This window comes from Marisediminicola sp. LYQ85 (genome assembly GCF_046600695.1).
Taxonomy (GTDB): domain Bacteria; phylum Actinomycetota; class Actinomycetes; order Actinomycetales; family Microbacteriaceae; genus Marisediminicola.
Map to the genome: position 1 here is coordinate 1,509,762 of NZ_JBKIWO010000001.1, position 23,968 is coordinate 1,533,729.

Genomic DNA, 23,968 nt, shown 5'->3' on the forward strand with positions numbered 1-23,968 from the left:
TCAGATCTCGCCGAGCACGAACCTCTCGAGGTCGTTCGCCGTCTGCGTCATGTGCGAGTCCATCGCGAGCCTGCTGCGCTCGGCGTCGCCCGACCGGATGGCGTCGACGATCGCCGCGTGCTCGGCGATGGCGTTGACCCGGATCTGCTCCACCGCCGACGTCTGCTCACGCTTCGCCCGCATGACCCGGCCGAGGGGCTCGAAGAGCACGCCGACGAAGACGTTGCCCGCGGCGTGGAGGATCACGTCGTGGAACGCGATGTCCGCTTCGACGAACTCGTCGAGGTCGGCCGAATCGTGGGCGGATCGCATGCGGTCGAGCTGGCTCTCGAGCGACGCGACATCCGCCTCGGTGCGTCTCGTGGCCGCGAGGGCGGCAGCACCCGTCTCGATCATTCGGCGCACCTCCACGAGTTGCAGGGAGGATGCCGCGGCGTCCGCCCCCTGCGTCGTCGCCCGCAGCACGGGGCCGAGATCCGTCCACGCTGTCACCGGGTTCACGAAGGTGCCGCGCCCGGGCAGCACGCGCACGACGTTCTGGGCCTGCAGGGTCTTGAGGGCTTCGCGCACCGTCACGCGGCTGACGTCGTACTGCTCGCCGATCTCGGCTTCGCTCGGCAGGGCCAGCCCCGCCGCGAACTCCCCCGCGACGACCGCGTCGAGGATGCCATCGGCGACCGTGCTCGCGAGAGACTTGCGCGCCATCGTCGACTCCTTCTGCCACTCCGAGCCGACCGGCCCCGTCGTCAGCTTATGCGGCGTCGCTAGACTCTCTCCGACGTCCGCCCGCATAAGGAGAGAACATGCCAGTCGCAACCCCCGAGCAGTACGCCGAGATGCTCGACAAGGCAAAGACCGGTGGTTTTGCCTACCCCGCCATCAACGTGTCGTCGTCGTCGACCATCAACTCCGTGCTCCAGGGGCTCACCGAGGCCGGATCCGACGGCATCATCCAGGTCACGACCGGTGGCGCCGACTACTTCGCGGGCCAGAGCGTGAAGAACCGCGCATCCGGCGCTCTCGCCTTCGCGGCGTTCGCGACCGAGGTCGCCAAGAACTACCCGGTCACCGTCGCCCTGCACACCGACCACTGCCCGAAAGACGCCCTCGACGGCTTCGTCCTGCCCCTCATCGAGGCCTCCGAGGCCGAGGTGCGCGCCGGCCGCAACCCGATCTTCCAGTCGCACATGTGGGACGGCTCGGCTGTTCCGCTCGACGAGAACCTCGAGATCGCGAAGACCCTCCTCCCCCGCATGAAGGCGATCAACGCCGTGCTCGAGGTTGAGATCGGTGTCGTCGGCGGCGAAGAAGACGGCGTCAGCCACGACATCAACGACTCCCTCTACACGACCCTCGACGACGTCATCGCGACCGTCGAAGCGCTCGGTCTCGGCGACGAGGGCCGCTACATCGCCGCCCTCACCTTCGGCAACGTTCACGGCGTCTACAAGCCGGGCAACGTCAAGCTGCGCCCCGAACTGCTCGGCGAGATCCAGGCGGGCATCGCCGAGAAGTACGGCACGGGCGTCAAGCCGCTCGATCTCGTCTTCCACGGCGGTTCGGGCTCGACCGACGAGGAGATCGCCACGGCGGTCGCCAACGGTGTCATCAAGATGAACATCGACACCGACACGCAATACGCCTACAGCCGGTCGATCGCCGACACCGTGCTCAAGAACTACGAGGGCTTCCTCAAGGTCGACGGCGAAGTGGGGAACAAGAAGATCTACGACCCGCGCTCGTGGGGCAAGATCGCCGAGACGGCCATGGCCGCTCGCGTCGTCGACGCCACGCGCCAGCTCGGCTCGGCCGGTCACTCGAACGGCTGATCACGTGACGACGAAGCCCCCGCAGCGATCGCTGCGGGGGCTTCGTCGTCGTGTCGTGCGTCGGTGCGGGGCGGTGCCCGTCGCGGCTCCGTGCCTACGTGCCCTGAGTGCCGGCGTATTCGGCGAAGGCCGGGTCGCCGAGGAGCACGGACGCGAGCACGATGAACGCGATGACCCCCGCGATCACTCCGGCCGTGAGCGGCACGTAGAACGCGATCCGGCGAGCACGCAGGAGGGTGATGGTGATCGTCGCGGTGATGGCGAAGAGCACGATGTTGATGATCGAGAGCGTTCGCCCGGCCGTCGTGGCTGCGGCATCCGCGGTGAAGTCCCCCATGCCCTGCATCTCGAAGACGTCGTCGAACACGGCGGGGAGATTGGCGTTCTGGATCATCCCGCTCACGACGGTCCACAGTCCGAGCGAGAGCAGCACGACGCTCAGCACGAGATCCCACCGTCGCCGCGGCCGGGTTCCGTCGAGTGCGGCGCCGTCACGATCGGACGGCGACGATCCCGGAGTGCGCGGCTCCGGTGTCTGCCGAGCCCGCGGCTCGACGGGCGCCGTCGGGGCGACAGCGGCCTGCTGTTCGGGAGCCGGATGCTCGGGAGCTCGATGCTCGGCCGCGGGGGTGGCGCCGTGCGGCGCGAGGGCCGGGGAAACGGGCGGGTGCGACCCCGCGATCGCGTGAGCCTGGTCTTGCGGAGTCGCGTATTCGCCGTACTGCGGGCGAGGACGTTCGTCGGTCATGAGCGCTGCCAATCCAGTTTTCGGGTGCGTCCACCGAGGCCGCGCGCATCGGGTTCGCCCGACGCGTCTTTGCGCAGTTCCTTGGGGAGCGAGAACATGAGGTCTTCCTCCGCCGTGACCACTTGACTCACGTCACCGTAGCCCGCGTCGGCGAGGTCGTCGAGAACCTCCTGCACGAGAACCTCGGGAACGGATGCCCCCGACGTCACGCCGATCGTCGACACGCCGTCGAGCCACTCCTGGCGGATCTCGCTCGCGTAGTCCACCCGGTAGGCGGCTTTCGCGCCGTTCTCGAGCGCGACATCCACGAGCCGCACGGTGTTCGAGCTGTTCGACGACCCGACGACGATCACGAGCTCGGCCTCCTCGGCGACCTTCTTGATCGCCACCTGCCGGTTCTGCGTGGCGTAGCAGATGTCGTCGCTCGGCGGGTTGTGCAGGTTGGGAAAGCGCTCGCGGAGCAAGCGCACCGTCTCCATGGTCTCGTCGACGCTGAGCGTGGTCTGGCTGAGCCAGACGAGGTTGTCGGGGTCGCGCACCTCGAGGGTCGCGACATCCTCGGGGCTGTTGATGAGTGTCGTGCGGTCGGGAGCGTGACCCATCGTTCCCTCGACCTCCTCGTGGCCCTCGTGGCCGATCAGGAGGATGTCGAAGTCGTCTCGCGCGAATCGCACGGCCTCGCGGTGCACCTTGGTCACGAGCGGGCACGTCGCGTCGATCGCGTCGAGCCGGCGATCGGCGGCCCCCTGCACGACGGCCGGTGAGACGCCGTGGGCCGAGAAGACGATGTGCGACCCCTCGGGAACCTCGCCGACCTCGTCGACGAAGATCGCGCCCTTCTTCTCGAGGGTCGACACGACGTGGATGTTGTGCACGATCTGCTTGCGCACGTAGACGGGAGCGCCGAACCGGTCGAGCGCTTTCTCGACCGCGATGACGGCGCGATCCACCCCTGCACAGTAGCCACGGGGGGCCGCGAGCACGACCCGCTTGGGAGCGGGGGCGGGGTTATCCTTTAGCCTGTTGCGAGCTGCGGGAACGCGCGGCATCCCGATCTCGATCGGCGGGGCGGTCAGAGCGCCGTTGGTGATGTTTGACACGGTTCGATTCTACGCGGGGGTCGCTGCGCGCTCGCGGAGAGCGAACCGCGACCGGGCATCACACACCCTCCGCACCCAAGGAGCACCATGACGATCGACCCCGGACCCGCCTCGGTCGACGCGCCGTGGCCCGTCGCGGTGCTGTCGACCAAGATCAAGGGGTGGATCGATCGCCTCGGGTCGGTGTGGGTCGAGGGCGAGATCACGCAGTGGGGCGGTTCGGGCGGCAACGTCTACGGCAAGCTCAAAGACCTCGACGTCGATGCGACCGTCGGCTTCACCATCTGGTCGTCGGTCAAAGCCAAGCTCCCCGCCGACCTCAAGCAGGGCGACCGCGTCGTCGCCCTCGTCAAGCCCAACTACTGGGTCAAGGGCGGCACGCTCACGATGCAGGTCTTCGAGATGCGGCACGTGGGTCTCGGCGACCTGCTCGAGCGCCTCGAACGATTGCGGCAGACCCTCGCCGCCGAGGGCCTCTTCGACCCTCGACGCAAGAAACCCCTGCCCTTTCTTCCCGGCCGCATCGGACTCGTGACCGGTAAGGACTCCGACGCCGAGAAAGATGTGCTCCGCAACGCGCAGTTGCGCTGGCCCTCGGTCGACTTCCGCGTCGTGCACTCCGCGGTGCAGGGTGAGCGCGCCGCATCCGAGGTCACCGCGGCCATCCGCACTCTCGACGCCGACGAGACGGTCGACGTCATGATCGTCGCGCGCGGGGGCGGGGACTTCCAGAACCTCCTCGTGTTCAGCGACGAGACCCTCGTGCGCACGGCCGCCGCGTGCACGACCCCGCTCGTGAGTGCGATCGGTCACGAGGCCGACCGCCCTCTGCTCGACGAGGTCGCCGACCTGCGCGCCTCGACACCGACGGATGCCGCGAAACGCGTGGTTCCCGACGTCGCCGACGAGGCCAACCGGGTGCAGCAGTTGCGCGCGCGCATCGGGATGCGCATGACGAGCATGATCGGTCGTGAGATCGACAGGGTAGAGCAGGTGCGATCGCGCCCCGTCATGGCGAACCCCGTGTGGCTCGTCGACTCGCGAGCCGAAGAACTCTCGCGCTACGTCGGTCGCAGCACCGAGCTCGTCGAGCAGCGCATCGCCCGCGCTCTCGACGGTGTCTCCGCTCTCACCGCGCACCTGCGATCGCTCTCCCCGCAGCGCACCCTCGACCGCGGCTACTCGATCGCCCTCACGGGGGCGGGGCACATCGTGCGCGACGCGAGCGAGGTGCGTGAGGGCGATCCGCTCCTCCTCACCCTCTCCCGGGGCGCCGTCGAAGCCGCGGTCACGGCCGTGCAGCCCGCACCGGACGCGCCTCGATAGACTCCCCCCGTGGCTGAAACTCCCTCCTCCGACGTCGCCGACCTCACCTACGAGCAGGCCCGCGATGAACTCGTGGCCGTCGTGACCGAGCTCGAGCAGGGATCAGCGACCCTCGAGCAGTCGCTCGCCCTCTGGGAACGCGGCGAGGCCCTCGCCACGCGATGCGAGCAGTGGCTCATCGGGGCCAAAGCCAGACTCGACGCCGCGCGCTCGACCGTCGCCGAGTAGTCGATGGCCAAGACCCCCCGCGTCGTCGCCGAACTGGGCCGACCCGAGACCCCCGAAGAGACGGCTGCGCGCAAAGCGGAGAACTCGCGCAAACACCGCGCCAATCAGACCGTCATCAACCTCGTGCTCGCCCTCGCAGCTTCGCTCGCGATCGTGCTCTTGCTCGTGCTCGTCGTCGTGCGCCCCGACCTCCCCGCCCGCGAGCCGGTCGACTACGGCGCGATCGCCGAACAGGCCCAACCAGCCGTCGACGAGCCGCTCGCCGACCCTGATCTCCCCGAGGGCTGGACCGCGAATTCGGCGACCATCGAGGCGACGCCCGACGTGACCGAGTGGTACATCGGCTTCATCACCCCGAGCACCGAGTTCATCGGGTTCCGCCAGGGCGTCGATGCCGACGCGACCTGGGTCTCCAATCAGGTCGACGACCGCAGCTCCACGGGCGAAGTTGAGCTCGGCGGCCTCGACTGGACCATCTTCGACTACCGCGAGCGGCGCGACGTCGGCAACCTCGCGTATTCCATGGTCGCGACATCCGGCGACAGCCGACTCGTGATCTATGGGAGCGCCGACGACACCGAGTTCGCGACCCTCGCGACGGCGCTCGCCGCCGACCTACCGACAGACGATGAGGAGGGCGACGCCCCGTGACCGACGACACCACGACCGAAGACACCACGACCGAAGACACGATGACCGGTGAGCACGAGGCGATCGTCGATCCCGTCGACCTGCCCGCGAAGGTGTGGCGCGAGATGCTGCGAGGCAACGAGCGGTTCGTCTCGGGCAACCCCCGCCACCCGCGGCAAGACGTCGAACGCCGCGAGGCGCTCGCGAGCGAGCAGCGACCGCGAGCCGCGCTCTTCGGGTGCAGCGACTCCCGGCTCGCCGCGGAGATCATCTTCGACAAGGGGATCGGCGACCTCTTCGTCGTGCGCAACGCCGGCCAGATCATCTCCGACAGCGTCGTGGGCTCGCTCGAATACGCCGTGGGTGTCTTGAAGGTTCCGCTCATCGTCGTGCTGGGCCACGATCGCTGCGGAGCGGTGCTCGCCGCGATCGACTCGCAAGGCAGCGAAGCCCCACCCCTGCCTCCGCACATCGACCATCTCATCTCGAAGATCGTTCCCGCGGTGCGTCGCGTCTCGGGGACTCCCGAGGGTGACGTCGACACGACGGCCGTCGACTCCCTCGAGGTCGGCAAGGAGCACTTGCGCAACACCATCGCCGAGCTGCTCGAGTCGTCGGAGTTGATCAGCGACGCGATCGCCGCCGGTACGCTGGCTGTCGTGGGGGCCAACTACCGGCTGCTCGAGGGGCGCGCGATCCCCGACACGACGGTCGGCTCCGTCGACCGAGGCTGACGCCGCGTCTGACGCCGGCTGTGACGCCGCATCCACTCCACCATCCCGCACCGCCGAGCGTGATCAGGCCCGGCACCGCACCGAACCGCACCGAACCGCATCGAAGAGAGAGCACAACGACGTGAGCGAAGCACCCGAGTTCCGTATCGAGCACGACACGATGGGCGAGGTGCGGGTTCCCGCCACCGCCCTCTACAGCGCTCAAACGCAGCGCGCCGTCGAGAACTTCCCGATCTCGGGCACCGGGCTCGAGTCCGCTCAGATCGTGGCTCTCGCGCGCATCAAGCGCGCCGCCGCCCTCGTCAACCGGGAGCTCGGAATCGTCGACGCCCCGATCGCCGACGCGATCGTCTCCGCGGCCGAGACCGTGATCGGGGGGCGACACCACGAGCACTTCCCCGTCGACACCTACCAGACCGGCAGCGGCACCTCCTCGAACATGAACATGAACGAGGTGCTCGCGACCCTCGCGACGACACACCTCGGCTCGACCGTGCACCCCAACGACCACGTCAATGCCTCGCAGTCGTCGAACGACGTCTTTCCGACGTCGGTGCACATCGCCGTGACGGGAGCGCTCCTGAGTGACCTCATCCCCGCGCTCGATCACCTCGCGACCGCGCTCGAGGCGAAGGCGGCTCTGTGGGTCGACGCCGTCAAGGCCGGCCGCACCCACCTGATGGACGCGACGCCCGTGACCCTCGGTCAGGAGTTCGCCGGATACGCGCGGCAGATCCGCCTCGGCATCGAGCGCGTGCAGAGCACGATCCCCCGCGTCGCCGAGGTCCCCCTCGGAGGCACGGCCGTGGGCACGGGCATCAACACTCCCGCGGGGTTCTCGGCGAAGGTCATCGCCGAGCTCGCCGACGACTCGGGACTGCCCATCACCGAGGCGCTCGACCACTTCGAAGCCCAGGGTGCGCGCGACGGCCTCGTCGAGGCATCCGGTGCGCTGCGCGTGATCGCCGTGAGCCTCACCAAGATCTGCAACGACCTGCGGTGGATGGGATCGGGCCCCAACACGGGACTCGGTGAGCTGCGCATCCCCGACCTGCAGCCGGGGTCGTCGATCATGCCTGGCAAGGTCAACCCGGTGGTTCCCGAAGCCGTGCTCATGGTCGCCGCGCGCGTGATCGGCAACGACGCGACGGTCGCGTGGGCCGGGGCATCCGGGTCATTCGAGCTCAACGTCGCGATCCCCGTGATGGGAACCGCGCTGCTCGAGTCGGTGCGCTTGCTCTCGAACTCCACGCGGGTTCTCGCCGACAAGACCGTCGACGGACTCGAGGCCGACCTCGACCGCGCCCGCGCGCTCGCCGAATCGTCGCCGTCGATCGTGACGCCGCTCAACCGCGCGATCGGCTACGAGGCTGCGGCCAAGGTCGCCAAGAACGCGGTGGCGAAGAGCATCACGGTGCGCGAGTCGGTCATCGACCTCGGTTTCGTCGAGCGCGGCGAGGTGACACTCGAGCAGCTCGACAGTGCCCTCGACGTGCTGTCGATGACGCGCCCGCCCACCGCGGGCTGACCCCCGGGCCGACATCGAGAAGGCCGATCAGGGCGAACCGACGACCTCGATCGGTGTTCCGTCGAGCGACTGCAGCTCGCGATTGCCGAGAGGCGACGCGAGGTCGATGGGAATGAGGTAGCCCCGCGACCGCTCGACGGGCGGGTTCGAATCGCAGTTCGAGACGTTGCCCTCGTTCGAGCCGTCGCCGGGGTCGGACTGACCGAAGAACGCACCGACCTGAACGGCCCCGTCGGCCCCGACCACCACGAGTTGCTGCGGGATGCACCGGTCGTCGCCGCGAACACGCACGACGAGGTCTGCGGTGTCGAGCGCGACGGTGCCGGGGATCGGCTCGACACCGATGAATCCCGGCTCGGTCGCTTGACCCGCGCTGCGGATCTTGCCCGCCTCGAACAGGTAGTCGGAGTTGGAGCCGGTGCGGTCGACCGACTGGAAACCGGTGATCGGCATCTCGACGAGGTCTTCCGGAGGGACAGCGATCGGCCGGAACACGCGGTCGACGACGTAGGCGCGCGGTTGCATCCCCCACACCCTGTCGACGTCGGAGACAGCCCGATTGTCTTCTCGCGCGAAGTCGATCTGCCCCACCGCCGACGAGACGCCGACGGTCAAGAGGGCTAGCACTCCCACGAGGGAGACGACGCGAGTGACCGAATAGGCCGCGGCTCCGGGTTCGGTCGCGCGAGGATCGCTCCTCGTCCACCCGACGAGGAGATACCACTGGCTGCGGGGTGACAGTGTTCCCCAGAGAAACAACACTCCGAGCAACCCTGCCGCCCAGATGAGGAGAGTGTTCACCCCTCGACTCTATGTCGTCTCCCTGACACCATCACCCCGCGAGGGGTCAGGCCAATTCGTTCGACTCGAGCATCTCGGTGACGAGAGCGGCGATGGCCGAACGCTCCGACCGCGTGAGGGTGATGTGGCCGAACAGCGAGTGACCCTTGAGGGTTTCGATGACCGAGGCGACCCCGTCGTGGCGACCGACCCTGAGGTTGTCGCGCTGGGCGACATCGTGCGTCAAGACGACCCGGGAGTTCTGTCCGATGCGGCTCAAGACGGTCAAGAGCACGTTGCGTTCGAGCGACTGGGCCTCGTCGACGATCACGAAGGCGTCGTGGAGCGAACGACCGCGGATGTGCGTGAGAGGAAGCACCTCGAGCAGACCGCGCTCGATGACCTCGTCGAGCACGTTCGGCGAGACGACCGACCCGAGCGTGTCGAACACCGCTTGCGCCCACGGGTTCATCTTCTCCGCGGCATCGCCGGGGAGGAACCCGAGCTCCTGGCCCCCGACCGCATAGAGCGGACGGAAGACCATGATCTTGCGGTGCTGCTGCTTCTCGAGCACCGCCTCGAGACCCGCGCACAGGGCGAGGGCCGACTTGCCGGTTCCCGCGCGGCCACCGAGCGACACGATCCCGATCTCCGGGTCGAGCAGCATGTCGATCGCGAGACGCTGCTCCGCCGAACGACCGTGCAATCCGAAGATGTCGCGGTCGCCGCGCACGAGGCGCATCTGCCCGCGGCCCGTGACGCGACCGAGGGCCGAGCCGCGATCGGAGTGGATGACGAGCCCGGTGTTGACCGGGACATCCGCGACGAGCCGCGTGCTGATCTTCTCGTCCTCGTAGAGCTGGGCCATCTGCTCGGAGCTCAGGGTGATCTCGTCGGTGCCGACCCACCCGGAGTCGACGGCGAGTTCGGCGCGGTACTCCTCGGCCGCGAGACCGATCGATGCGGCCTTGACTCGAAGCGGCAGGTCTTTCGACACGACCGTGACCGCGAGCCCCTCGTTGGCGAGGTTGAGCGCGACCGCGAGGATGCGCGAGTCGTTGTCTCCGAGCTGCAACCCCGAGGGGAGCACCGACATGTTGGAGTGGTTGAGCTCGACTCGCAGCGATCCGCCGTCTTCCCCTACGGCGATCGGAAAGTCGAGACGCTCGTGCAGCACGCGCAGCTCGTCGAGGTTGCGGAGGGCCTGCCTGGCGAAGTAACCGATCTCGGGGTCGTGGCGTTTCGATTCGAGTTCGGTGATCACGATCACGGGCAGGACCACCGCGTGTTCGGCGAATCGGAAAACCGCCTTCGGGTCGGACAACAACACCGAAGTGTCGAGGACATAGGTGCGTTCCGCTGTCTCGACGGATCCGTCTCGAGCGGAGACGGTCTTCTGAGTCGGCTGGTTCAACTGGGGCACGAGCACTCCATCCCCGAACGCTTCGCGCTCGGATACTGTCGCACAGACGGCCGTCGAACTTCGCGAAACGAACTTACGTGGCCGTCTCGATCAGGCGCCATACCTGATGTCTCGAAACTACGACCGTGCCGCGACCGCGAGCAATGCGACACGCGCCCTTACAGGTTACGGTCGCGTGAACGACTGTCACTCGGGCGTCGCCGCGTAGTCACCGAGAGCGTCGCGCACGAGGTCGAGGGTCACGGCCGACGTCGACGCGTGAGCGCTCAATCGCACGGTTCCGCCGCGCGCCGTCGCTGTCACCCCGTGGTTGAAGAGCGCCGCGGTCAGCGCCGTGAGGCGGTGCTCCGGAGGCGCGAGAACGACGATGCCCGCGCGCTCGGTCGTGGCGCGCGGAGAGACCACCTCGAGACCGACCTCGTCGGCCGCATCGATGAGCTGCGAGACCCTCTCCGCGACCGCGGAGTTGATGGCCGCGACCCCGGCGCGCGCGGTCAGCTCGAGGGACGTCGCGAGCGCGGCGGCCGCGAGAGGGTCGGGCATGCCCGTCATGAACGCGCCCGCTCCCCGACGGGGCGCCGGAGGGGCGTCCGCGACGGCGTCCGGTTCGAGCGAGCTCGCGTGCGCCGCGTCGAAACCGGAGAAGACGGGAACGAGGGTTTCGGCCGCCCGATCACTCAGCGCCATGAATCCGGTTCCCCACCCGGCGCGCAACCATTTCTGACCCCCCGAAACCACGATGTCGGCAACAGTCCAGGGGGCGTCGACGACGCCGAAACCCTGCACGGCGTCGACGATGAGCAACCGGTCGCCGACGATCTGCCGGATGCCCTCGAGATCGGCGAGGTATCCGGTGCGATAGTCCACGACACTCACGACGACCGCCCGGCAGTCGGGTGTGAGGACGTCGCGCAGCGCTCCCGGGGTGACGCGACCGTGAGCGGGGTCGAACCACAGCGGCGTCATCGCGGCGAGTGACTCCGACGCGCGCGCCGCGGCGGTCGTCGTGCTCGGGTACTCGCCTCGCGAGACGGCCACCTGACCGGTGAGCCCGAACATCGTGTGCATCATCCCCGAGGAGGTGCTCGGCTGGAAGACCACGTTGCCCCGCGAGAAGCCGGTGGCGTCGGCGACCGCCGACTCGAGACGATCCGTTGCGGCATACAGCGGATCGATGGCCCCGAACCGAGCGCGGCCGACCACCTCGGACAGCTCCCGCCGCTCGTCGAGCACAGCCCGCCCCGGCGGACCGAGGCTCGCGAAATCGAGGTAGCCGTCGTCTTCGTCGAACTGCCGGATGACGTCGGCGAGCCCCTCGGGGTCGTGCCGCGTCACGCGCCGAACCGGCGGTGCCGCCGAGCGTAGTCGCGCACGGCGCGGAGGAAGTCGACCTCGCGGAGGTCGGGGCCGAGGGCCTCGACGAAGTAGAACTCGCTGTGGGCGCTCTGCCAGAGCATGAAGTCGCTCAACCGCTGCTCCCCCGACGTGCGGATGACGAGGTCGGGGTCGGGCTGGCCCCCCGTGTAAAGGTGGTCGCCGATGAGTTCGGGGGTGAGGATCTCGGCAAGTGTGTCGAGAGCGCCCCCACCGTTCTCGTGGGCCGTGACGATGCTGCGCATGGCATCCGCGATCTCCCGGCGACCGCCATAGCCGACCGCGAGGTTGATGTGGAGGCCGGTGTTGTCGCGCGTGCGATCGGCGGCGAGGGTCAGCGCCGTCACGAGCGATGGCGGCAGTCCGTCGGTCGAGCCGACGTGCTGCACGCGCCAGTCGCGGAAGTGCGAGAGGTCGTCGGCGAGGGTCGCGATGATGTCGAAGAGCTCGTCGAGTTCCGCGGTGTGGCGGCCTGTGAGGTTGTCTGTCGACAGCAGATAGAGGGTCGCGACCTGCACGTCGAGGTCGTCGCACCACTCGAGGAACTCGCGGAACTTCGCCGCACCCGCGCGGTGACCGTGCGCCGCCGTTTCGAGCAGACGCTGTTTCGCCCATCGCCGGTTGCCGTCGAGGATCATCGCGATGTGTCGAGGCAGGGTCTGTCCGACGAGCCGACGCCTCAACCGGCGCTGGTAGAGCCGGTAGAGGATGCCGCGCCCCAGGGGCATTTCTCGACTGCTCACACGACAACGGTAGTCCACCCCGGCCCGCGCCGATCCGGTGCCCGAGGCGGCCGTCACGAGGGGGCGTCGCGAGGAGACGCCGCCTAAACTGGGGGGATGACGCGCCCTTCCGACGATCGTTTCTCTCGCGGCCGATCGGGCGACTCGCACGTGGATGCCGAACCGGCGAGCGACCTGCCCAATGTTCCCCTGCTCGACGACGCCCTCGACATCGCCGACCGCAAACCGACGTGGCGTGGCTGGATCCACGCGGGCACGTTCCCCCTCGCGATCGTGCTCGGCGCGGTGCTCATCATCGCTGCCGACGGCACCGCCGCCCGCATCAGTTCGAGCGTGTTCGTGGCCTCGTCACTCCTGCTCTTCGGCATCTCGGCGCTCTACCACCGCATCGACTGGAGCCCCGCGACGAAGCGTCTGCTCAAGCGGCTCGACCACGCCAACATCTTCCTGCTCATCGCGGGGTCGTACACGCCCATCACGGTGCTCGCCCTCGAACCCGCCAAATCGACGCTCCTCCTGTGGCTCGTGTGGAGTGGTGCGGGGCTCGGCATCCTCTTCCGCGTTTTCTGGATCGGTGCACCGCGATGGCTCTATGTGCCGCTCTATCTCCTGCTCGGCTACGCCGCGCTCGTGTTCATCGTCGACTTCTTCGATGCCAACGCGGCGATGATGACGTTCATCCTCGTCGGAGGCCTCTGCTACACCGTGGGCGCCGTGATCTACGCCCTCAAGCGACCCAACCCCGTGCCCGGCCACTTCGGGTTCCACGAGATCTTCCACTCGCTCACCCTCGCGGCCTTCCTATGCCACTGGGTCGGGATCTTTCTCGTCGCGACCGATCCGCCGACCTTCGGCTGAGTGGTCGGGCTCGGCATCGGGGTCGGAGCCGGCGGCGGCCTCCTCGGCGTCGAGCCTCTCGCTGATCTCCCCGCGATAGCGCGTGCGCCTCACGCGCCGCGTCATGTCGAGGATGAGGAGAACGGCGATAGCCGCGATCGCGAACATGACGAAGAAGCCGACCACTCCCGGGGTCACGGTGTTGGGGTCGAACTCTTCGGCGTCCTCCGCCGCTGTCGCGAGTGCCCACACGAGCGTCGAGCGCATCATCGGGTGCCTCCGACCAGCGCGTCATCGGCGCCCGCCGTGTCGATCCCGGCGAAGAAGTCGGTCTCGGGAACCGGTGACTCGACCGTCGACGCCGCGAGGAGGTAGTCCTCGAACGGCCAGACCTCCCGCTGCAGGTCGTTGGGCCAGAAGAAGAAGCGGCTGTCGGGAGCGACCTGGCTCGCGTGGGCCCGGAGTGCGTCGTCGCGGGTCTCGAAGAAGTCGCCGCACGGCACCTGGGTCGTCGCATCCGCCGGGCGCTCGTTGACCCTCTCGAGGAATTCGGCGAGCTGCGCGGTGCGCTCCGAGTCGGGCTCGAGCTCGACGAGCCGGTCGTGCATCGCGGTGATGCGCGGCGCGTTGAAGATGCGGTCGAAGTAGACCTTCGACACCGTCCACGCCGCCCCGGCCTCGGGGTACCGCTCGGCATCGGCAGCCGCGTCGATCGCGAACATCGCGACCTCGTGGGTGCGGATGTGGTCGGGGTGGGGGTAGCCCCCCGTCTCGTCGTAGGTGTGCACGACGTGCGGTCGCAAGCGACGGATGATCGCGACGAGCGGGGCCGCGGAGATCTCGAGTGGAATGGTTGCGAAGGAGTTCGCGGGCACCGGTTCGTCGTTCTCGGGGAGCCCCGAGTCGAGGTATCCGAGCCACACGTGATCGATTCCCATCGCGGCGCGCGCCTTCTCCATCTCGATGCGGCGCAGTCCCGCCATATCGCGGTCGGCCATCGCCTTCTCGACGAGCGCTTCGTTCTGGATGTCGCCCCGTTCGCCCCCCGTGCAACTGACCACGGTCACGTCGACGCCGAGGCTGCGGTAGTACGCGTACGTCGCAGCTCCCTTGCTCGACTCGTCGTCGGGATGGGCGTGTACCGCCAGCAGTCGCCGTGTCACGAAACTCCTAGAAAGAGGGCCTAATCTGTCGTCAAAGCCTATCCGCCGCGCGCGGAGCTTTCCTGCGAGAGGGAGCCGTATGAGCGAGACCGTCGACGACGTCCGCGTCGACGACGGACCCGCAGCCCCGGTCGCCCCGGCCCCGGGGATCGCCGAGCGCTACGGCCGAACCCCCGATCGCGCCCGTCGACGTCGCGTGTTCGGCTGGTCTGCCGCGATCGCCTTCGTCGCCGTTCTCGTGGCGTGGGTGTGGTGGGGCGGCCTGAGTGGCACGACATCCCAATTGCAGACCTTCGACACGGGGCACTCGGTCATCGACGAGACCGCCGTGAGCGTCACGTGGCAACTGACCGTGACGCCGGGTGAAGCCGTCTCGTGCGCGCTTCAGGCGCAGAACGAGGCGCACGGGATCGTCGGGTTCAAGATCGTCGACCTGCCGCCGTCGGAACTGCGCACGCGGTCGATCACCGAGGTCGTCGCGACGACGGAGTTGCCCGTGACCGGCTTGATCTACAGCTGCTGGCTGCCCTAAACTGATCGATCGCACCTCAGACCGGCCGATCAGCCGGTCTTTTTCATTCGTATCGCCTCCCCCGGAGGCCGATGTTCCGAGCCCGAGGAGTTCGTATGTCCACCGACTCGACAGAGACCTGGCTGACCCAGGAAGCCTTCGACCGCCGCACCGCAGAACTCGAACACCTCTCGGTCGAGGGGCGAGGCGACATCGCGAAGAAGATCGAGGCGGCGCGTGAAGAGGGCGACCTCAAGGAGAACGGCGGATACCACGCCGCGAAAGAGGAGCAGGGCAAGATCGAGGCGCGCATCCGCGTGCTGACCGAGCTCTTGCGCCACGCGAAGGTCGGCGACGCCCCCGAGAGCGACGGCGTCGTCGGTTCCGGCACGGTCGTGACGGCGACCATCCAGGGCGACGAGAGCGTCTTCCTCCTCGGCAGCCGCGAGATCGTCGACGCCGACACCGATCTCGACGTCTACTCCGAGGGCAGCCCGCTCGGCGAGGCCATCATCGGTCACCGCGTCGGCGACACCGTGACCTACGTGGCCCCGAACGGGCGAGAGATCACCGTCGCGATCTCGAAGGTCGAGCCCTACGTTCCCTGAGCCTGCTCAGTAGTCGACGCGCGGGTCGTAGCCCGCTTCGCGCAAGAGCTCGAGAACACTGCGCACGTGTTCCGGTCCGCGCGTCTCGACGCTCAGCTCGAGTTCGACCTCGCTGATGAGCGCGTTGCGCCCGTGCCGGGTGTGCAACACCTCGACGACGTTCGCATTGGCGTCGGAGACGAGTTCGGCGACCCTCTTGAGCTGACCGGGGCGGTCGGGCAGCATGAGGCGGAGCTTGAGGTAGCGTTCGGATGCCGCGAGACCGCGGGAGATCACGCGCTCCATGACGAGCGGGTCGATGTTCCCTCCGCTCAGCACGACGACGGTCGTGCCGAGGTCGAGCCCCTCGAGCTGACCCGTGAGGATCGCCGCGACGGCCACGGCCCCCGCCGGTTCGACGACGAGCTTCGCCCGCTCGAGAAGCACGAGCAGGGCACGCGCGGTGTCGTCATCCGTGACCGTGACGACGCGGTCGACCGTGGCCGCGACGATCTCGAAGTTGAGTGCGCCCGGTTTGCTCACGGCGATGCCGTCGGCGATCGTCGGCAGCATCGTGATCTCGGTGGGCTTTCCCGCGTCGAGCGACACCGGGTAGGCCGCGGCACCCTCGACCTGCACGCCGATGATGCGCACCTCGCGACCGTCGCGCGCCGCACGCTGTTTGAGGGCGCTCGCGACACCGGAGATGAGCCCTCCCCCGCCGATCGGAACGATGACCGTGTCGATCTGGGGCACCTGGTCGAGCATCTCGAGCGCGAGGGTGCCCTGGCCCGCGACGACGTCGGGGTGGTCGAACGGGGGGATGAGAACAGCGCCGAAGGTCTCGGCGAACTCCGCCGCGGCACGCAACGGCTCGGCGACGGTGTGGCCGCGGAGCACGACGTCGGCGCCGTAGTTGCGCGTGGCCTGCAGTTTGGGAAGCGCGACCCCGACGGGCATGAAGATGGTCGCCTTGATGCCGAGCTCGCGCGCCGCGAAGGCGACGCCCTGAGCGTGGTTGCCCGCCGAGGCGGCGACCACTCCACGCGCCTTCTCGTCGTCGGAGAGCTGCGCGAGTCGGTTGTAAGCGCCGCGGATCTTGTACGACCCGGTGCGCTGCAGGTTCTCGCACTTGAGGTAGACGGGCGACCCGAGCAGTTCGGCGAGAAAGCGCGAACTCTCCATGGGCGTGACGTCGGCGACCCGCGAGACGAGGTCGCGCGCCGTCTCGATCTCGGCGAGCGTCGGACCGGGCATCGGACGCGCCGGATTCTCGACGGCGCGGTCGTCGCCTCGGGCGTTGTCGGTGAGGGTGGTGTCAGACATTGCGCACGACGTTACCCGCTTGCGCGAAGGAATCCGTGCGCCACGTGCCCTGCACCGTGTAGTTGACCATCACGTTGAGGGTCGCGATGACGGGCACGGCGAAGAGGGCGCCCGGGATGCCGGCGAGGAACCCGCCAGCACCGACCGCGAGAACGACGGCGAGCGGGTGGATCTTCACGGCGGCACCCATGACGAGAGGCTGCAAGACGTGGCCCTCGAGCTGCTGCACGAGCAGCACCCCCGCGAGCATGATGAGCGCGATGACCGGCCCCTGGTAGACGAGCGCGACGAAGACCGCGATCGCGCCCGTGAGCACGGCGCCGACGATGGGGATGAACGCCCCGAGGAACACGGCGACCGCGATGGGGATCGCGAGAGGCACCTGCAGGATGAGCGCGACAGCCCCGATGCCGATCGCGTCGACAGCGGCGACGAAGATCTGCACCCGCACGAACGTCGTGAGGGTGAGCCATCCGGCCGCCCCCGAACCGGCGACCGCCGGCCGCGCCCGGCGGGGGAAGAGACGTACGACCCAGCGCCAGATTCCGGCGCCGTCGATGAGGAAGATGAGGGTCGCGAAGAGCACGAGCAGCAGCCCGATGAGCACGTGGCCCGCCGTCGCACCGATCGAGAGCGCGCCGCTCAGGAGAGCCTCACCCTCGGTCTGGATGGCCGCGACCGCGTCGCTCACATACCGATTGATGTCGGCTTGAGACAAGTGGAGGGGCGAGTCGCTGAGCCACGCGGCGAACTCCCGGTATGCCTCCACGCTGCGCGTCTGGAGCGACGGGAAGCCGTTGGTGATCTGCGTGACGACGAGCACGACGAGCCCCGTGATGATGGCGAGGATGCCGAGCTCCGCCACCGTGACCGCGAGCCACTTCGGCCAGCGATGGCGCTGCAGAAACGACACGAACGGCACGAGGAGGGCCGCGAGCAGGATCGCGATCATGAGCGGGATGACGATGAGGCGCAACTGGATGATCAGGAAGACGGCGATCGCTGCAACACCCGAGATCGCGAGGATGCGCCACGACCATGCGCCGGCGATCACCATGCCGGGCGGCACGAGTCCGTCGCGGGCATCTCCGGGACCGCTCGCGGGCGGCGCGGACTGCACGACGGAGGCAGTCTTGCTGCGCCGACCCAGTTTCATGGGGTCATTCTATGACCGGGCTCCCACCGAGACCGGGCGTCCGCTGAACTGCACGAACACGTGCTCTCCGGGCTCGGGACGGAGGGCGACCGCGTGCTGCACTGAGAGGAGCGAGCCATCCTCGAGCCCGACGATCGTGCGCCTGATCGACCCGAGAAAACTCGTGGAGACGACCGTCGCGGCGACCCCCGACGCCGCGAAGGCGACATCCTCGGGGCGTACGAGCGCGACGACCGGCCCGTCGGGCAGAGTCGACTCGACCACGGGGAGGGTGGCGCCGTAGAGCCGCACACCCGCGCGGGTCAGCTCACCGTCGAGTCGATTGCTCAGCCCCACGAAGTCGGCGACGAACGCGCTCGACGGAGCTGAGTAGAGCTCCTCCGGCGATCCGATCTGCTCGATGCGCCCACTCTTCATGACGGCCACCCGGTCCGCGATCGCGAGAGCCTCCTCCTGATCGTGCGTGACGAAGAGCGTCGTGATTCCGAGCTCGAGTTGGATGCGACGGATCTCCTCGCGCAACTGCACGCGAACCTTCGCATCGAGGGCAGACAGCGGTTCGTCGAGTAGAAGCACGCGGGGGCGCGTGACGAGTGCACGAGCGAGGGCCACCCGCTGTTGCTGCCCACCCGACATCTGGTGGGCGAATCGCGAGCCGAAAGCTCCGAGCCCGACCATCTCGAGCGCCTCGGCCACTCTCGCCCGACGCTGCTCTGCCGGCACCTTGCGCATGCGCAAACCGAATTCCACGTTCTGCGCGGCCGTGAGATGCGGGAAGAGAGAGTACGCCTGGAAAACCATGCCGATGTCGCGGCGATTGGTGGGCACTCGCGCGACATCCGTTCCATCGATGCGTATCTCACCGCTGTCGACGACATCGAGCCCCGCGAGCGCGCGCAACGCCGTGGTCTTGCCGCACCCCGACGGCCCGAGGAGCGCGACGAACTCCCCCTCGCGCAGATCGAGCGAGATGCCGTCGAGCGCACGAACACCGGAATAGGTCTTGACGACGTCGACGAGTTCGACGCTCGCACTCGTGTCGCCGCTCGATGCGGTTGTGGGCGTCGTCTCTGCCGCCGGTGTCGCGTGGTTGTCGAGAGTGGTCATGAGGTGCTCCGATCCGTGGGGGATGAAGGCGACCCGGCGCCGACGCGCCCGATCACGAGCAGAAGGATGAATGCGAACGCGAGGGCCAGCAGAGCGAAGATCACGGCCGTGAACGGGTCGGCCTTCGAGACGATGAGGAGGGCCGTCTGGAGGTTGACCCTGCTCAGCAGCGACGCGATCGTGAACTCCCCGAGCACCACCGCGATCGTGATGAACGCCGCTGCAAGCAGACCCCGCTTGAGACTCGGCACGATGATGCGAAGCATGACCGTGCCCCACCCTGCACCCGACGCACGCGCCGCCTCGCTCAGAGTCGCGACATCGATCGCGTCGAGATTGGTGCGCAGCGCGCGGTAGGCGAAGGGGAGGACGAGGATGCCGTAGGCGAGCGCGAGAGTCCACACACCACTTCCCGCGAGGCGCGAGATGACCCCGTAGAGCGGCGCGAGCCCGACGACGAGCACGATCGCGGGGATGGAGATCGGAAGCAGACATACGAACTCGAGAAGACGCTTGAGGCGCGGCATCCGCAGGTCGACGAGCACCATCGTGGGAGTCAGCAGCATGAGCACGAGCACCACCGTGACGATCGCGAGTGTCACCGAGTTGCCGAGGCCGACCCACACACCGCGGTAGCTGTTGTCGAGCTGGCCGGTGAAGAGAGCGGTCCAGCGATCGGCACTGTAGCCACCCTCGAGCCCCTTGCGGAGAGTGAACTCGATCATCGCGACGATCGGGATGGCGAAGACCACTCCGACGGCACCGAGGATGCCCCAGCGTGTGACTGCGCTGGGTGCCGGCGAGTGGGTGGTCACCGCTGCCACCTCGACGCTCGGCTCTGCAGGAGGGAGTACAGGGTCATGACGACGGCCATGACGACGATCATCCCGAGGGCGAGTGCCCCCGCGAGGTTCTCTCTCCCGAGAACCGTCTCGCTCGTGAGCGCCGCGCGGATCTGCAGCGGAACGATGCCCGACCCCTGACTCGTGAGGGCCGCGGCCGTGGCGAACGACGAGAACGCGTTGGCGAAGAGCAGCAGGAGACACCCGAAGAACGAGGGCGCGAGCACCGGAAAACCGACGCGCCACCAGAAGGTCGCGCGGGTTCCGCCGAGGGTCGCCGTGGCTTCGGACCAGCTCGGTTTGAGCGCCTCGAGCGCCGGGAGGAAGGTGATGACCATGAGAGGCACCTGGAAGTAGAGGTAGGGCAGAACAAGACCCGGAACCTCGTAGAGCCAGACGCCGTCGGCGAAGATGTCGATGCCGACGTCATCGCGCAGCACACTCGTGACGAACCCCTGGGTGCCGATCGTCGCCACGAAGGCGAACGCGAGCATGACGCCGCCGAACTGCGCGAGCACACCGCTCGCGGCATCGATCACGGAGCGGAGCATTCCGTCCACCCTCGTGCCGATCAGCGCGTAGCAGACGAGGGCCCCGACGACGGCGCCGACCACGGCGGTGAAGGCCGAGAGCCAGATCGAGTTCCAGAACGTCGTGAGGATCACGGGTTCAGCGAGAGCCTCGATGTTGGTGAGGCTCAGTGCGCCCTCGGCGTCGACGAACCCCGTCGCGAGGGCGATGATCGTCGGCACGGCGAGAAACAGCACGACGTAGGCGCCGAACGGCAGCAGCCCGAGGGTTCGGGCTGCTGCCGCAGGAGCCGTTCTACTGGACAGCGGATGCCCACTGCTCGCCGAGGAGCGTCGCGGCTGCGTCGCTCTGGTCGGCGGTCGGCACGACGGTCTCGTCAGGCAGCTCGGGAAGTGCCTCGAAGAGTTCGGTGTCGATCGTTCCGGCCTCGGCCATCGCGTCGGCACGCACGGGACGAGCTCCGCCCGCGAGCCACAGGTTCTGCGCCTCATCGCTGTAGAGGAACTCCTGCCAGAGCCTCGCCGCGGCGGGGTTCGGGGCATCGGCGTTGATCGCCTGGTTGTAGTAGCCCGCGTAGCCCGTTCCGGGGAAGACCACGACCTCCCAGTTGCGCTGGTCTTCGAGCTGGGTGCCGTAGCCGACGTTGAGGTAGTCCCAGTCGAATACGACCGGGGTCTCTCCCGAGGCGATCGTCGCGGGCGTCGGGTCGATCTTCACGAGGTTGCCCGCGTCGTTGAGTTCGCCGAAGAAGTCGATTCCCGTCGAGAAGTCGTCGACCGATCCGCCGGCCTGCACGGATGCGAGGCCGACGGCCGCGAAAGCCGAACCGGCTTGGGTCGGGTCGCCGTTGATGGCGACCTTGCCGCGGTACTCGGCGCCTAGCAGATCGTCGAGCGACTCGGGTGCCGGCACGGAATCGGGGTCGTAGCCCACCGACATGTATCCGCCGTAGTCACCGACCCACAGCCCGTTCTCCTCCTTGAGGGTCTCGGGGATGTCGTCCCAGGTCTGCACCTTGTACGGCGCGAAGTAGTCGGTGCTCGAGAGCGCGACCGCGAGCCCGAGGTCGAAGACGTCGGGAGCGGTGTCCTGGCCGGCGAGGTTCTCTGCTGCTTGGATCTCCTCCGCGCTCGAGGCGTCGGGGCTCGCCTCCGTGATGGTGATCTCCGGGTACTTCTCGGCGAAGAGGTCGAGTATCTCGCCGTAGTTCGCCCAGTCGCGCGGAAGCGCGATGACGTTGAGCGCTCCCTCGGCGATGGCCGCCTCTTCGAGTGCGGCGAGGTCGCCGAAAGCGGAGATGTCGGTCGCGGTCGCGGCGTCGACATCCGACTCTCCACCTTCGGCCGGGGTCGACGCACACCCGGTGAGGGCGATGGCGGCGGCGGCGAGAAGCGCTACGGGGGTAGCGCGGCGTCTCATGTTCATGGTTCCTCCTCGGCCGCCGGTAGCCCGCGCTGTGAGCGGGCAGAGGGTGACCGGGGGTGGCCTGATCGGAAGCTACGGATACCGGTTGAAATACGCCCGTCGTTCTGGTGAACGGCACGCGATGGCGGATTAACTCGAGTTGAACGAGTGTCGGATGTCGTCGATAGAGTCGCGGTGATGACTGACTCGATGTCTGCGGCATCCGCCCGCCGCACGGCCCTCGCGGCACAGGGTTTCGCGCGACCGCGGCCCGCGACGGTCGGAACACGGCAGCTCGCGAGCGCGATCGATCGACTCGGGCTCGTGCAGCTCGACTCGGTCAACGTGTTCGAGCGAAGCCACTACCTGCCGCTCTTCGCGCGGCTCGGGGCGTTCGACCGGGCGTTGCTCGATCGGCTCACGTTCGCGAAGACCGCGCGCTACACCGAATACTGGGCTCACGAGGCGGCCCTCATCCCCGTCGACACGTGGCCGCTGTTGCGCTGGAGGATGGACGACCGCCGCGCGAAAGACGACGCTGACGAGTCGTCGTGGTCGCGGGCGAACGGGCCGATGCTCGACTGGCTGCGCGCCGAGATCGCCGACAAGGGGCCGCTCACCGTGCGCGAGGTCGAGCACGACGCGACCGCGCGGCGCGGGCCGTGGTGGGGCTGGTCCGACGTCAAGATCGGGCTCGAGAAGCTGTTCGCGTGGGGAGAGCTCGTGAGCGCGGGGCGGTCGCGGTTCGAGCGACGCTATGCGCTGCCCGAGCAAGCGCTTCCTCACGCCGTGATCGCCGCTCGCGTCGATCGAGCCGACGCGCAGCGGGCCCTCGTCGAGCGGGCGGCACTCGCCCACGGCGTCGGCACGGCCGGCGACCTCGCCGACTACTTCCGGATGCCGGTCGCCGCGACACTCGCGGCCATCCGCGACCTCGTCGACGACGGCATCCTTCTGCCCACCGCCGTCGACGGATGGAGGGCCCCCGCCTGGCGACACCGCGACGCCCGCACTCCGCGCCGCGTCGACGCCGTCGCCCTTCTGTCGCCGTTCGACCCCGTCGTGTGGGCGCGTCCGCGGGCCGAGCGGCTCTTCGACTTCCACTACCGCATCGAGATCTACACCCCCGCACCCCAGCGCAAGTTCGGCTACTACTCGCTGCCGCTGCTCGTCGACGACGACGTCGTGGGGCGCATCGACCTCAAGAGTGACCGCCAGAACGGGGTGCTGCTCGTGCAATCGGCGTGGATCGAAGAGGGTGCCCCCGCCGACACCGCCGAACGGGCGGCGCCGCGGTTGCTCGAGGCAGCAGCGTGGCAAGGGCTCGAGAGGGTCGAGGTCGTGGGGCGCGGGTCACTCGCGCCGGGGCTCGCGGGGGTGCTCGCGTCGAGCGGCGGCGCACGGTAGGTCGCACCTCGATAGTGTCGTGCCGTGACCGACGACGACCAGGACCTCCCCCGCGGGTGGATCGCTCTGCAGCCGCACCACTGGAGTCGGGCATGGCTCGGCTTCAATGCTCCAATGGCGGCGCTGGCCGTGGTGCAGATGCCTTTCGTTGTGTGGCACGGCGGTCGTGCCCTCGGGGGGAGCTATCTCCTCGTGTTCGCCCTCGTCATCCTCACCCTCGTGGTCGTCTTTCTCACCACGACGGTCATCATGAACCGGAGATGGCCGATCGCGGAGATCAACCTCGACACCTCGGAGCTGCGAGCAGGCAGCCGGGTTGTGGGCCTCGCCGACGTCGATCGCGCGATGCTCGCGGCGTGGTCGGTGAAAAAGGTGCGGGCGGTCAAGCTGCGTCTCACCGGAGCCGGGGCGCGGGCGGAGGTGACGGTGCGGAGCCGCCGCGGTGCGCTTCTCGACGACACCGCTACCCGGGTCCTCGCCGAAGCCCTCCGCCGCACTGCCGTCGAATTGCCGAAGGCGAAAGAAGACCCGACCGGCCGGTTCGCCCGCTACAACTTTCCGACGAACATCACGCGCGACGAGGCCGTCGCCATAGCGCTGAACCCTCCGACCGTCGACGACAGGCTGCCTATCCCGTCGTGAATGCGGATCGAC

General features: G+C 68.3%; 26 protein-coding genes. 11 read left to right on the forward strand and 15 right to left on the reverse strand.

Going from position 1 to position 23,968, the window contains the following annotated elements:
* Window positions 1-705, reverse strand: a complete 705-nt coding sequence (locus ACLHG5_RS07100) for a FadR/GntR family transcriptional regulator (protein ID WP_411318251.1) — start codon at window positions 703-705, stop codon at window positions 1-3.
* A 98-nt stretch (window positions 706-803) separates the two neighbouring features.
* Here ACLHG5_RS07100 and fbaA point away from each other — a divergent pair, with 98 nt between their 5' ends.
* Window positions 804-1,829: a class II fructose-bisphosphate aldolase gene (fbaA, locus tag ACLHG5_RS07105; protein WP_411314874.1), complete on the forward strand. Its 1,026-nt coding sequence runs from the start codon at window positions 804-806 to the stop codon at window positions 1,827-1,829.
* Window positions 1,830-1,923: 94 nt separating this feature from the next.
* Here the strand turns inward: fbaA and ACLHG5_RS07110 are convergent, their stop codons facing one another.
* Both ACLHG5_RS07110 and ACLHG5_RS07115 read right to left on the reverse strand, forming a co-directional pair.
* Window positions 1,924-2,577, reverse strand: coding sequence for a DUF6264 family protein (locus ACLHG5_RS07110; RefSeq protein ID WP_411318252.1), 654 nt, complete (start codon window positions 2,575-2,577; stop codon window positions 1,924-1,926).
* Window positions 2,574-3,626, reverse strand: coding sequence for a 4-hydroxy-3-methylbut-2-enyl diphosphate reductase (locus ACLHG5_RS07115; RefSeq protein ID WP_411316279.1), 1,053 nt, complete (start codon window positions 3,624-3,626; stop codon window positions 2,574-2,576). Before ACLHG5_RS07115 ends, ACLHG5_RS07110 begins: the two co-directional genes overlap by 4 nt.
* A 138-nt stretch (window positions 3,627-3,764) precedes the next feature.
* Between ACLHG5_RS07115 and xseA the strand changes: the two genes are divergently transcribed.
* The 5 genes from xseA (at window position 3,765) to ACLHG5_RS07140 (ending at window position 8,123) form a co-directional block, all read left to right on the forward strand.
* Window positions 3,765-5,003: an exodeoxyribonuclease VII large subunit gene (gene xseA / locus ACLHG5_RS07120; protein WP_411318253.1), complete on the forward strand. Its 1,239-nt coding sequence runs from the start codon at window positions 3,765-3,767 to the stop codon at window positions 5,001-5,003.
* 9 nt (window positions 5,004-5,012) lie between these two features.
* The gene (locus ACLHG5_RS07125; RefSeq protein WP_411314871.1) at window positions 5,013-5,231 is read left to right on the forward strand and encodes an exodeoxyribonuclease VII small subunit; all 219 of its coding nucleotides are present in this window, start codon (window positions 5,013-5,015) and stop codon (window positions 5,229-5,231) included.
* A 3-nt stretch (window positions 5,232-5,234) separates the two neighbouring features.
* Window positions 5,235-5,882 (forward strand): DUF4245 domain-containing protein, encoded by a 648-nt coding sequence (locus ACLHG5_RS07130; RefSeq protein ID WP_411314870.1) that lies wholly within the window; start codon window positions 5,235-5,237, stop codon window positions 5,880-5,882.
* Between the two features lie 41 nt (window positions 5,883-5,923).
* Entirely contained in the window at window positions 5,924-6,595 is a 672-nt protein-coding gene (locus ACLHG5_RS07135) for a carbonic anhydrase (RefSeq protein ID WP_411316278.1), read from the forward strand.
* Window positions 6,596-6,716: 121 nt separating this feature from the next.
* Window positions 6,717-8,123 carry a class II fumarate hydratase gene (locus ACLHG5_RS07140; RefSeq protein WP_411318254.1) on the forward strand — a complete coding sequence of 469 codons (1,407 nt, stop codon included), beginning with the start codon at window positions 6,717-6,719 and terminating at the stop codon, window positions 8,121-8,123.
* Between the two features lie 27 nt (window positions 8,124-8,150).
* On the opposite strand, the gene ACLHG5_RS07145 is transcribed toward ACLHG5_RS07140, so the two are convergent.
* The 4 genes from ACLHG5_RS07145 to ACLHG5_RS07160 form a co-directional block, all read right to left on the reverse strand.
* Window positions 8,151-8,924 carry a hypothetical protein gene (locus ACLHG5_RS07145; protein ID WP_411318255.1) on the reverse strand — a complete coding sequence of 258 codons (774 nt, stop codon included), beginning with the start codon at window positions 8,922-8,924 and terminating at the stop codon, window positions 8,151-8,153.
* Window positions 8,925-8,970: 46 nt separating this feature from the next.
* Entirely contained in the window at window positions 8,971-10,317 is a 1,347-nt protein-coding gene (locus tag ACLHG5_RS07150) for a PhoH family protein (protein ID WP_411316277.1), read from the reverse strand.
* A gap of 195 nt (window positions 10,318-10,512) precedes the next feature.
* The gene (locus ACLHG5_RS07155; protein WP_411318256.1) at window positions 10,513-11,661 is read right to left on the reverse strand and encodes an aminotransferase class V-fold PLP-dependent enzyme; all 1,149 of its coding nucleotides are present in this window, start codon (window positions 11,659-11,661) and stop codon (window positions 10,513-10,515) included.
* Window positions 11,658-12,428 (reverse strand): isoprenyl transferase, encoded by a 771-nt coding sequence (locus ACLHG5_RS07160; RefSeq protein ID WP_411316276.1) that lies wholly within the window; start codon window positions 12,426-12,428, stop codon window positions 11,658-11,660. Before ACLHG5_RS07160 ends, ACLHG5_RS07155 begins: the two co-directional genes overlap by 4 nt.
* Window positions 12,429-12,539: 111 nt before the next feature.
* Between ACLHG5_RS07160 and trhA the strand changes: the two genes are divergently transcribed.
* Complete coding sequence (gene trhA, locus ACLHG5_RS07165; protein WP_411314866.1) at window positions 12,540-13,301, forward strand: PAQR family membrane homeostasis protein TrhA; 762 nt, start codon at window positions 12,540-12,542, stop codon at window positions 13,299-13,301.
* Here trhA and ACLHG5_RS07170 read toward each other — a convergent pair.
* Window positions 13,245-13,550 carry a hypothetical protein gene (locus ACLHG5_RS07170; RefSeq protein ID WP_411314865.1) on the reverse strand — a complete coding sequence of 102 codons (306 nt, stop codon included), beginning with the start codon at window positions 13,548-13,550 and terminating at the stop codon, window positions 13,245-13,247. The genes trhA and ACLHG5_RS07170 overlap by 57 nt on opposite strands.
* Complete coding sequence (mca, locus tag ACLHG5_RS07175; RefSeq protein ID WP_411318257.1) at window positions 13,547-14,443, reverse strand: mycothiol conjugate amidase Mca; 897 nt, start codon at window positions 14,441-14,443, stop codon at window positions 13,547-13,549. Before mca ends, ACLHG5_RS07170 begins: the two co-directional genes overlap by 4 nt.
* A 79-nt stretch (window positions 14,444-14,522) precedes the next feature.
* Here mca and ACLHG5_RS07180 point away from each other — a divergent pair, with 79 nt between their 5' ends.
* Both ACLHG5_RS07180 and greA read left to right on the forward strand, forming a co-directional pair.
* The gene (locus tag ACLHG5_RS07180) at window positions 14,523-14,975 is read left to right on the forward strand and encodes a DUF4307 domain-containing protein (protein ID WP_411314863.1); all 453 of its coding nucleotides are present in this window, start codon (window positions 14,523-14,525) and stop codon (window positions 14,973-14,975) included.
* Window positions 14,976-15,070: 95 nt separating this feature from the next.
* Window positions 15,071-15,562 carry a transcription elongation factor GreA gene (greA, locus tag ACLHG5_RS07185; protein ID WP_411314862.1) on the forward strand — a complete coding sequence of 164 codons (492 nt, stop codon included), beginning with the start codon at window positions 15,071-15,073 and terminating at the stop codon, window positions 15,560-15,562.
* Window positions 15,563-15,568: 6 nt separating this feature from the next.
* On the opposite strand, the gene ilvA is transcribed toward greA, so the two are convergent.
* From ilvA to ACLHG5_RS07215, 6 genes are all read right to left on the reverse strand, one after another.
* Window positions 15,569-16,798 carry a threonine ammonia-lyase gene (ilvA, locus tag ACLHG5_RS07190; protein ID WP_411318427.1) on the reverse strand — a complete coding sequence of 410 codons (1,230 nt, stop codon included), beginning with the start codon at window positions 16,796-16,798 and terminating at the stop codon, window positions 15,569-15,571.
* 61 nt (window positions 16,799-16,859) lie between these two features.
* On the reverse strand, window positions 16,860-18,023 hold the full coding sequence (locus tag ACLHG5_RS07195; protein WP_411314861.1) for an AI-2E family transporter: 1,164 nt from the start codon (window positions 18,021-18,023) through the stop codon (window positions 16,860-16,862).
* Window positions 18,024-18,032: 9 nt separating this feature from the next.
* Window positions 18,033-19,130, reverse strand: a complete 1,098-nt coding sequence (locus tag ACLHG5_RS07200) for an ABC transporter ATP-binding protein (RefSeq protein ID WP_411314860.1) — start codon at window positions 19,128-19,130, stop codon at window positions 18,033-18,035.
* A complete protein-coding gene (locus tag ACLHG5_RS07205; RefSeq protein ID WP_411318258.1) occupies window positions 19,127-19,945 on the reverse strand; it encodes an ABC transporter permease subunit in 819 nt (272 codons plus the stop codon). Before ACLHG5_RS07205 ends, ACLHG5_RS07200 begins: the two co-directional genes overlap by 4 nt.
* Window positions 19,942-20,808, reverse strand: a complete 867-nt coding sequence (locus ACLHG5_RS07210) for an ABC transporter permease (RefSeq protein WP_411316274.1) — start codon at window positions 20,806-20,808, stop codon at window positions 19,942-19,944. The genes ACLHG5_RS07205 and ACLHG5_RS07210 overlap by 4 nt, the downstream gene beginning before the upstream one ends.
* Window positions 20,798-21,928, reverse strand: coding sequence for an ABC transporter substrate-binding protein (locus tag ACLHG5_RS07215; protein ID WP_411314858.1), 1,131 nt, complete (start codon window positions 21,926-21,928; stop codon window positions 20,798-20,800). Before ACLHG5_RS07215 ends, ACLHG5_RS07210 begins: the two co-directional genes overlap by 11 nt.
* 177 nt (window positions 21,929-22,105) lie before the next feature.
* Between ACLHG5_RS07215 and ACLHG5_RS07220 the strand changes: the two genes are divergently transcribed.
* Window positions 22,106-23,314, forward strand: a complete 1,209-nt coding sequence (locus ACLHG5_RS07220) for a winged helix-turn-helix domain-containing protein (protein WP_411318259.1) — start codon at window positions 22,106-22,108, stop codon at window positions 23,312-23,314.
* A gap of 24 nt (window positions 23,315-23,338) precedes the next feature.
* Window positions 23,339-23,956, forward strand: coding sequence for a hypothetical protein (locus ACLHG5_RS07225; protein WP_411314856.1), 618 nt, complete (start codon window positions 23,339-23,341; stop codon window positions 23,954-23,956).
* Window positions 23,957-23,968: the final 12 nt, after the last annotated feature.

Bases quoted from the DNA above. Each gene is read 5' to 3' on its own strand.
- ACLHG5_RS07100 (WP_411318251.1), bottom strand. From the start codon at position 705: ATGGCGCGCAAGTCTCTCGCGAGCACGGTCGCCGATGGCATCCTCGAC.
- fbaA (WP_411314874.1), top strand. From the start codon at position 804: ATGCCAGTCGCAACCCCCGAGCAGTACGCCGAGATGCTCGACAAGGCA.
- ACLHG5_RS07110 (WP_411318252.1), bottom strand. From the start codon at position 2,577: ATGACCGACGAACGTCCTCGCCCGCAGTACGGCGAATACGCGACTCCG.
- ACLHG5_RS07115 (WP_411316279.1), bottom strand. From the start codon at position 3,626: ATGCCGCGCGTTCCCGCAGCTCGCAACAGGCTAAAGGATAACCCCGCC.
- xseA (WP_411318253.1), top strand. From the start codon at position 3,765: ATGACGATCGACCCCGGACCCGCCTCGGTCGACGCGCCGTGGCCCGTC.
- ACLHG5_RS07130 (WP_411314870.1), top strand. From the start codon at position 5,235: ATGGCCAAGACCCCCCGCGTCGTCGCCGAACTGGGCCGACCCGAGACC.
- ACLHG5_RS07135 (WP_411316278.1), top strand. From the start codon at position 5,924: ATGACCGGTGAGCACGAGGCGATCGTCGATCCCGTCGACCTGCCCGCG.
- ACLHG5_RS07160 (WP_411316276.1), bottom strand. From the start codon at position 12,428: ATGCCCCTGGGGCGCGGCATCCTCTACCGGCTCTACCAGCGCCGGTTG.
- trhA (WP_411314866.1), top strand. From the start codon at position 12,540: ATGACGCGCCCTTCCGACGATCGTTTCTCTCGCGGCCGATCGGGCGAC.
- ACLHG5_RS07170 (WP_411314865.1), bottom strand. From the start codon at position 13,550: ATGATGCGCTCGACGCTCGTGTGGGCACTCGCGACAGCGGCGGAGGAC.
- ACLHG5_RS07180 (WP_411314863.1), top strand. From the start codon at position 14,523: ATGAGCGAGACCGTCGACGACGTCCGCGTCGACGACGGACCCGCAGCC.
- greA (WP_411314862.1), top strand. From the start codon at position 15,071: ATGTCCACCGACTCGACAGAGACCTGGCTGACCCAGGAAGCCTTCGAC.
- ilvA (WP_411318427.1), bottom strand. From the start codon at position 16,798: ATGCCCGGTCCGACGCTCGCCGAGATCGAGACGGCGCGCGACCTCGTC.
- ACLHG5_RS07195 (WP_411314861.1), bottom strand. From the start codon at position 18,023: ATGAAACTGGGTCGGCGCAGCAAGACTGCCTCCGTCGTGCAGTCCGCG.
- ACLHG5_RS07200 (WP_411314860.1), bottom strand. From the start codon at position 19,130: ATGACCACTCTCGACAACCACGCGACACCGGCGGCAGAGACGACGCCC.
- ACLHG5_RS07215 (WP_411314858.1), bottom strand. From the start codon at position 21,928: ATGAACATGAGACGCCGCGCTACCCCCGTAGCGCTTCTCGCCGCCGCC.
- ACLHG5_RS07220 (WP_411318259.1), top strand. From the start codon at position 22,106: ATGACTGACTCGATGTCTGCGGCATCCGCCCGCCGCACGGCCCTCGCG.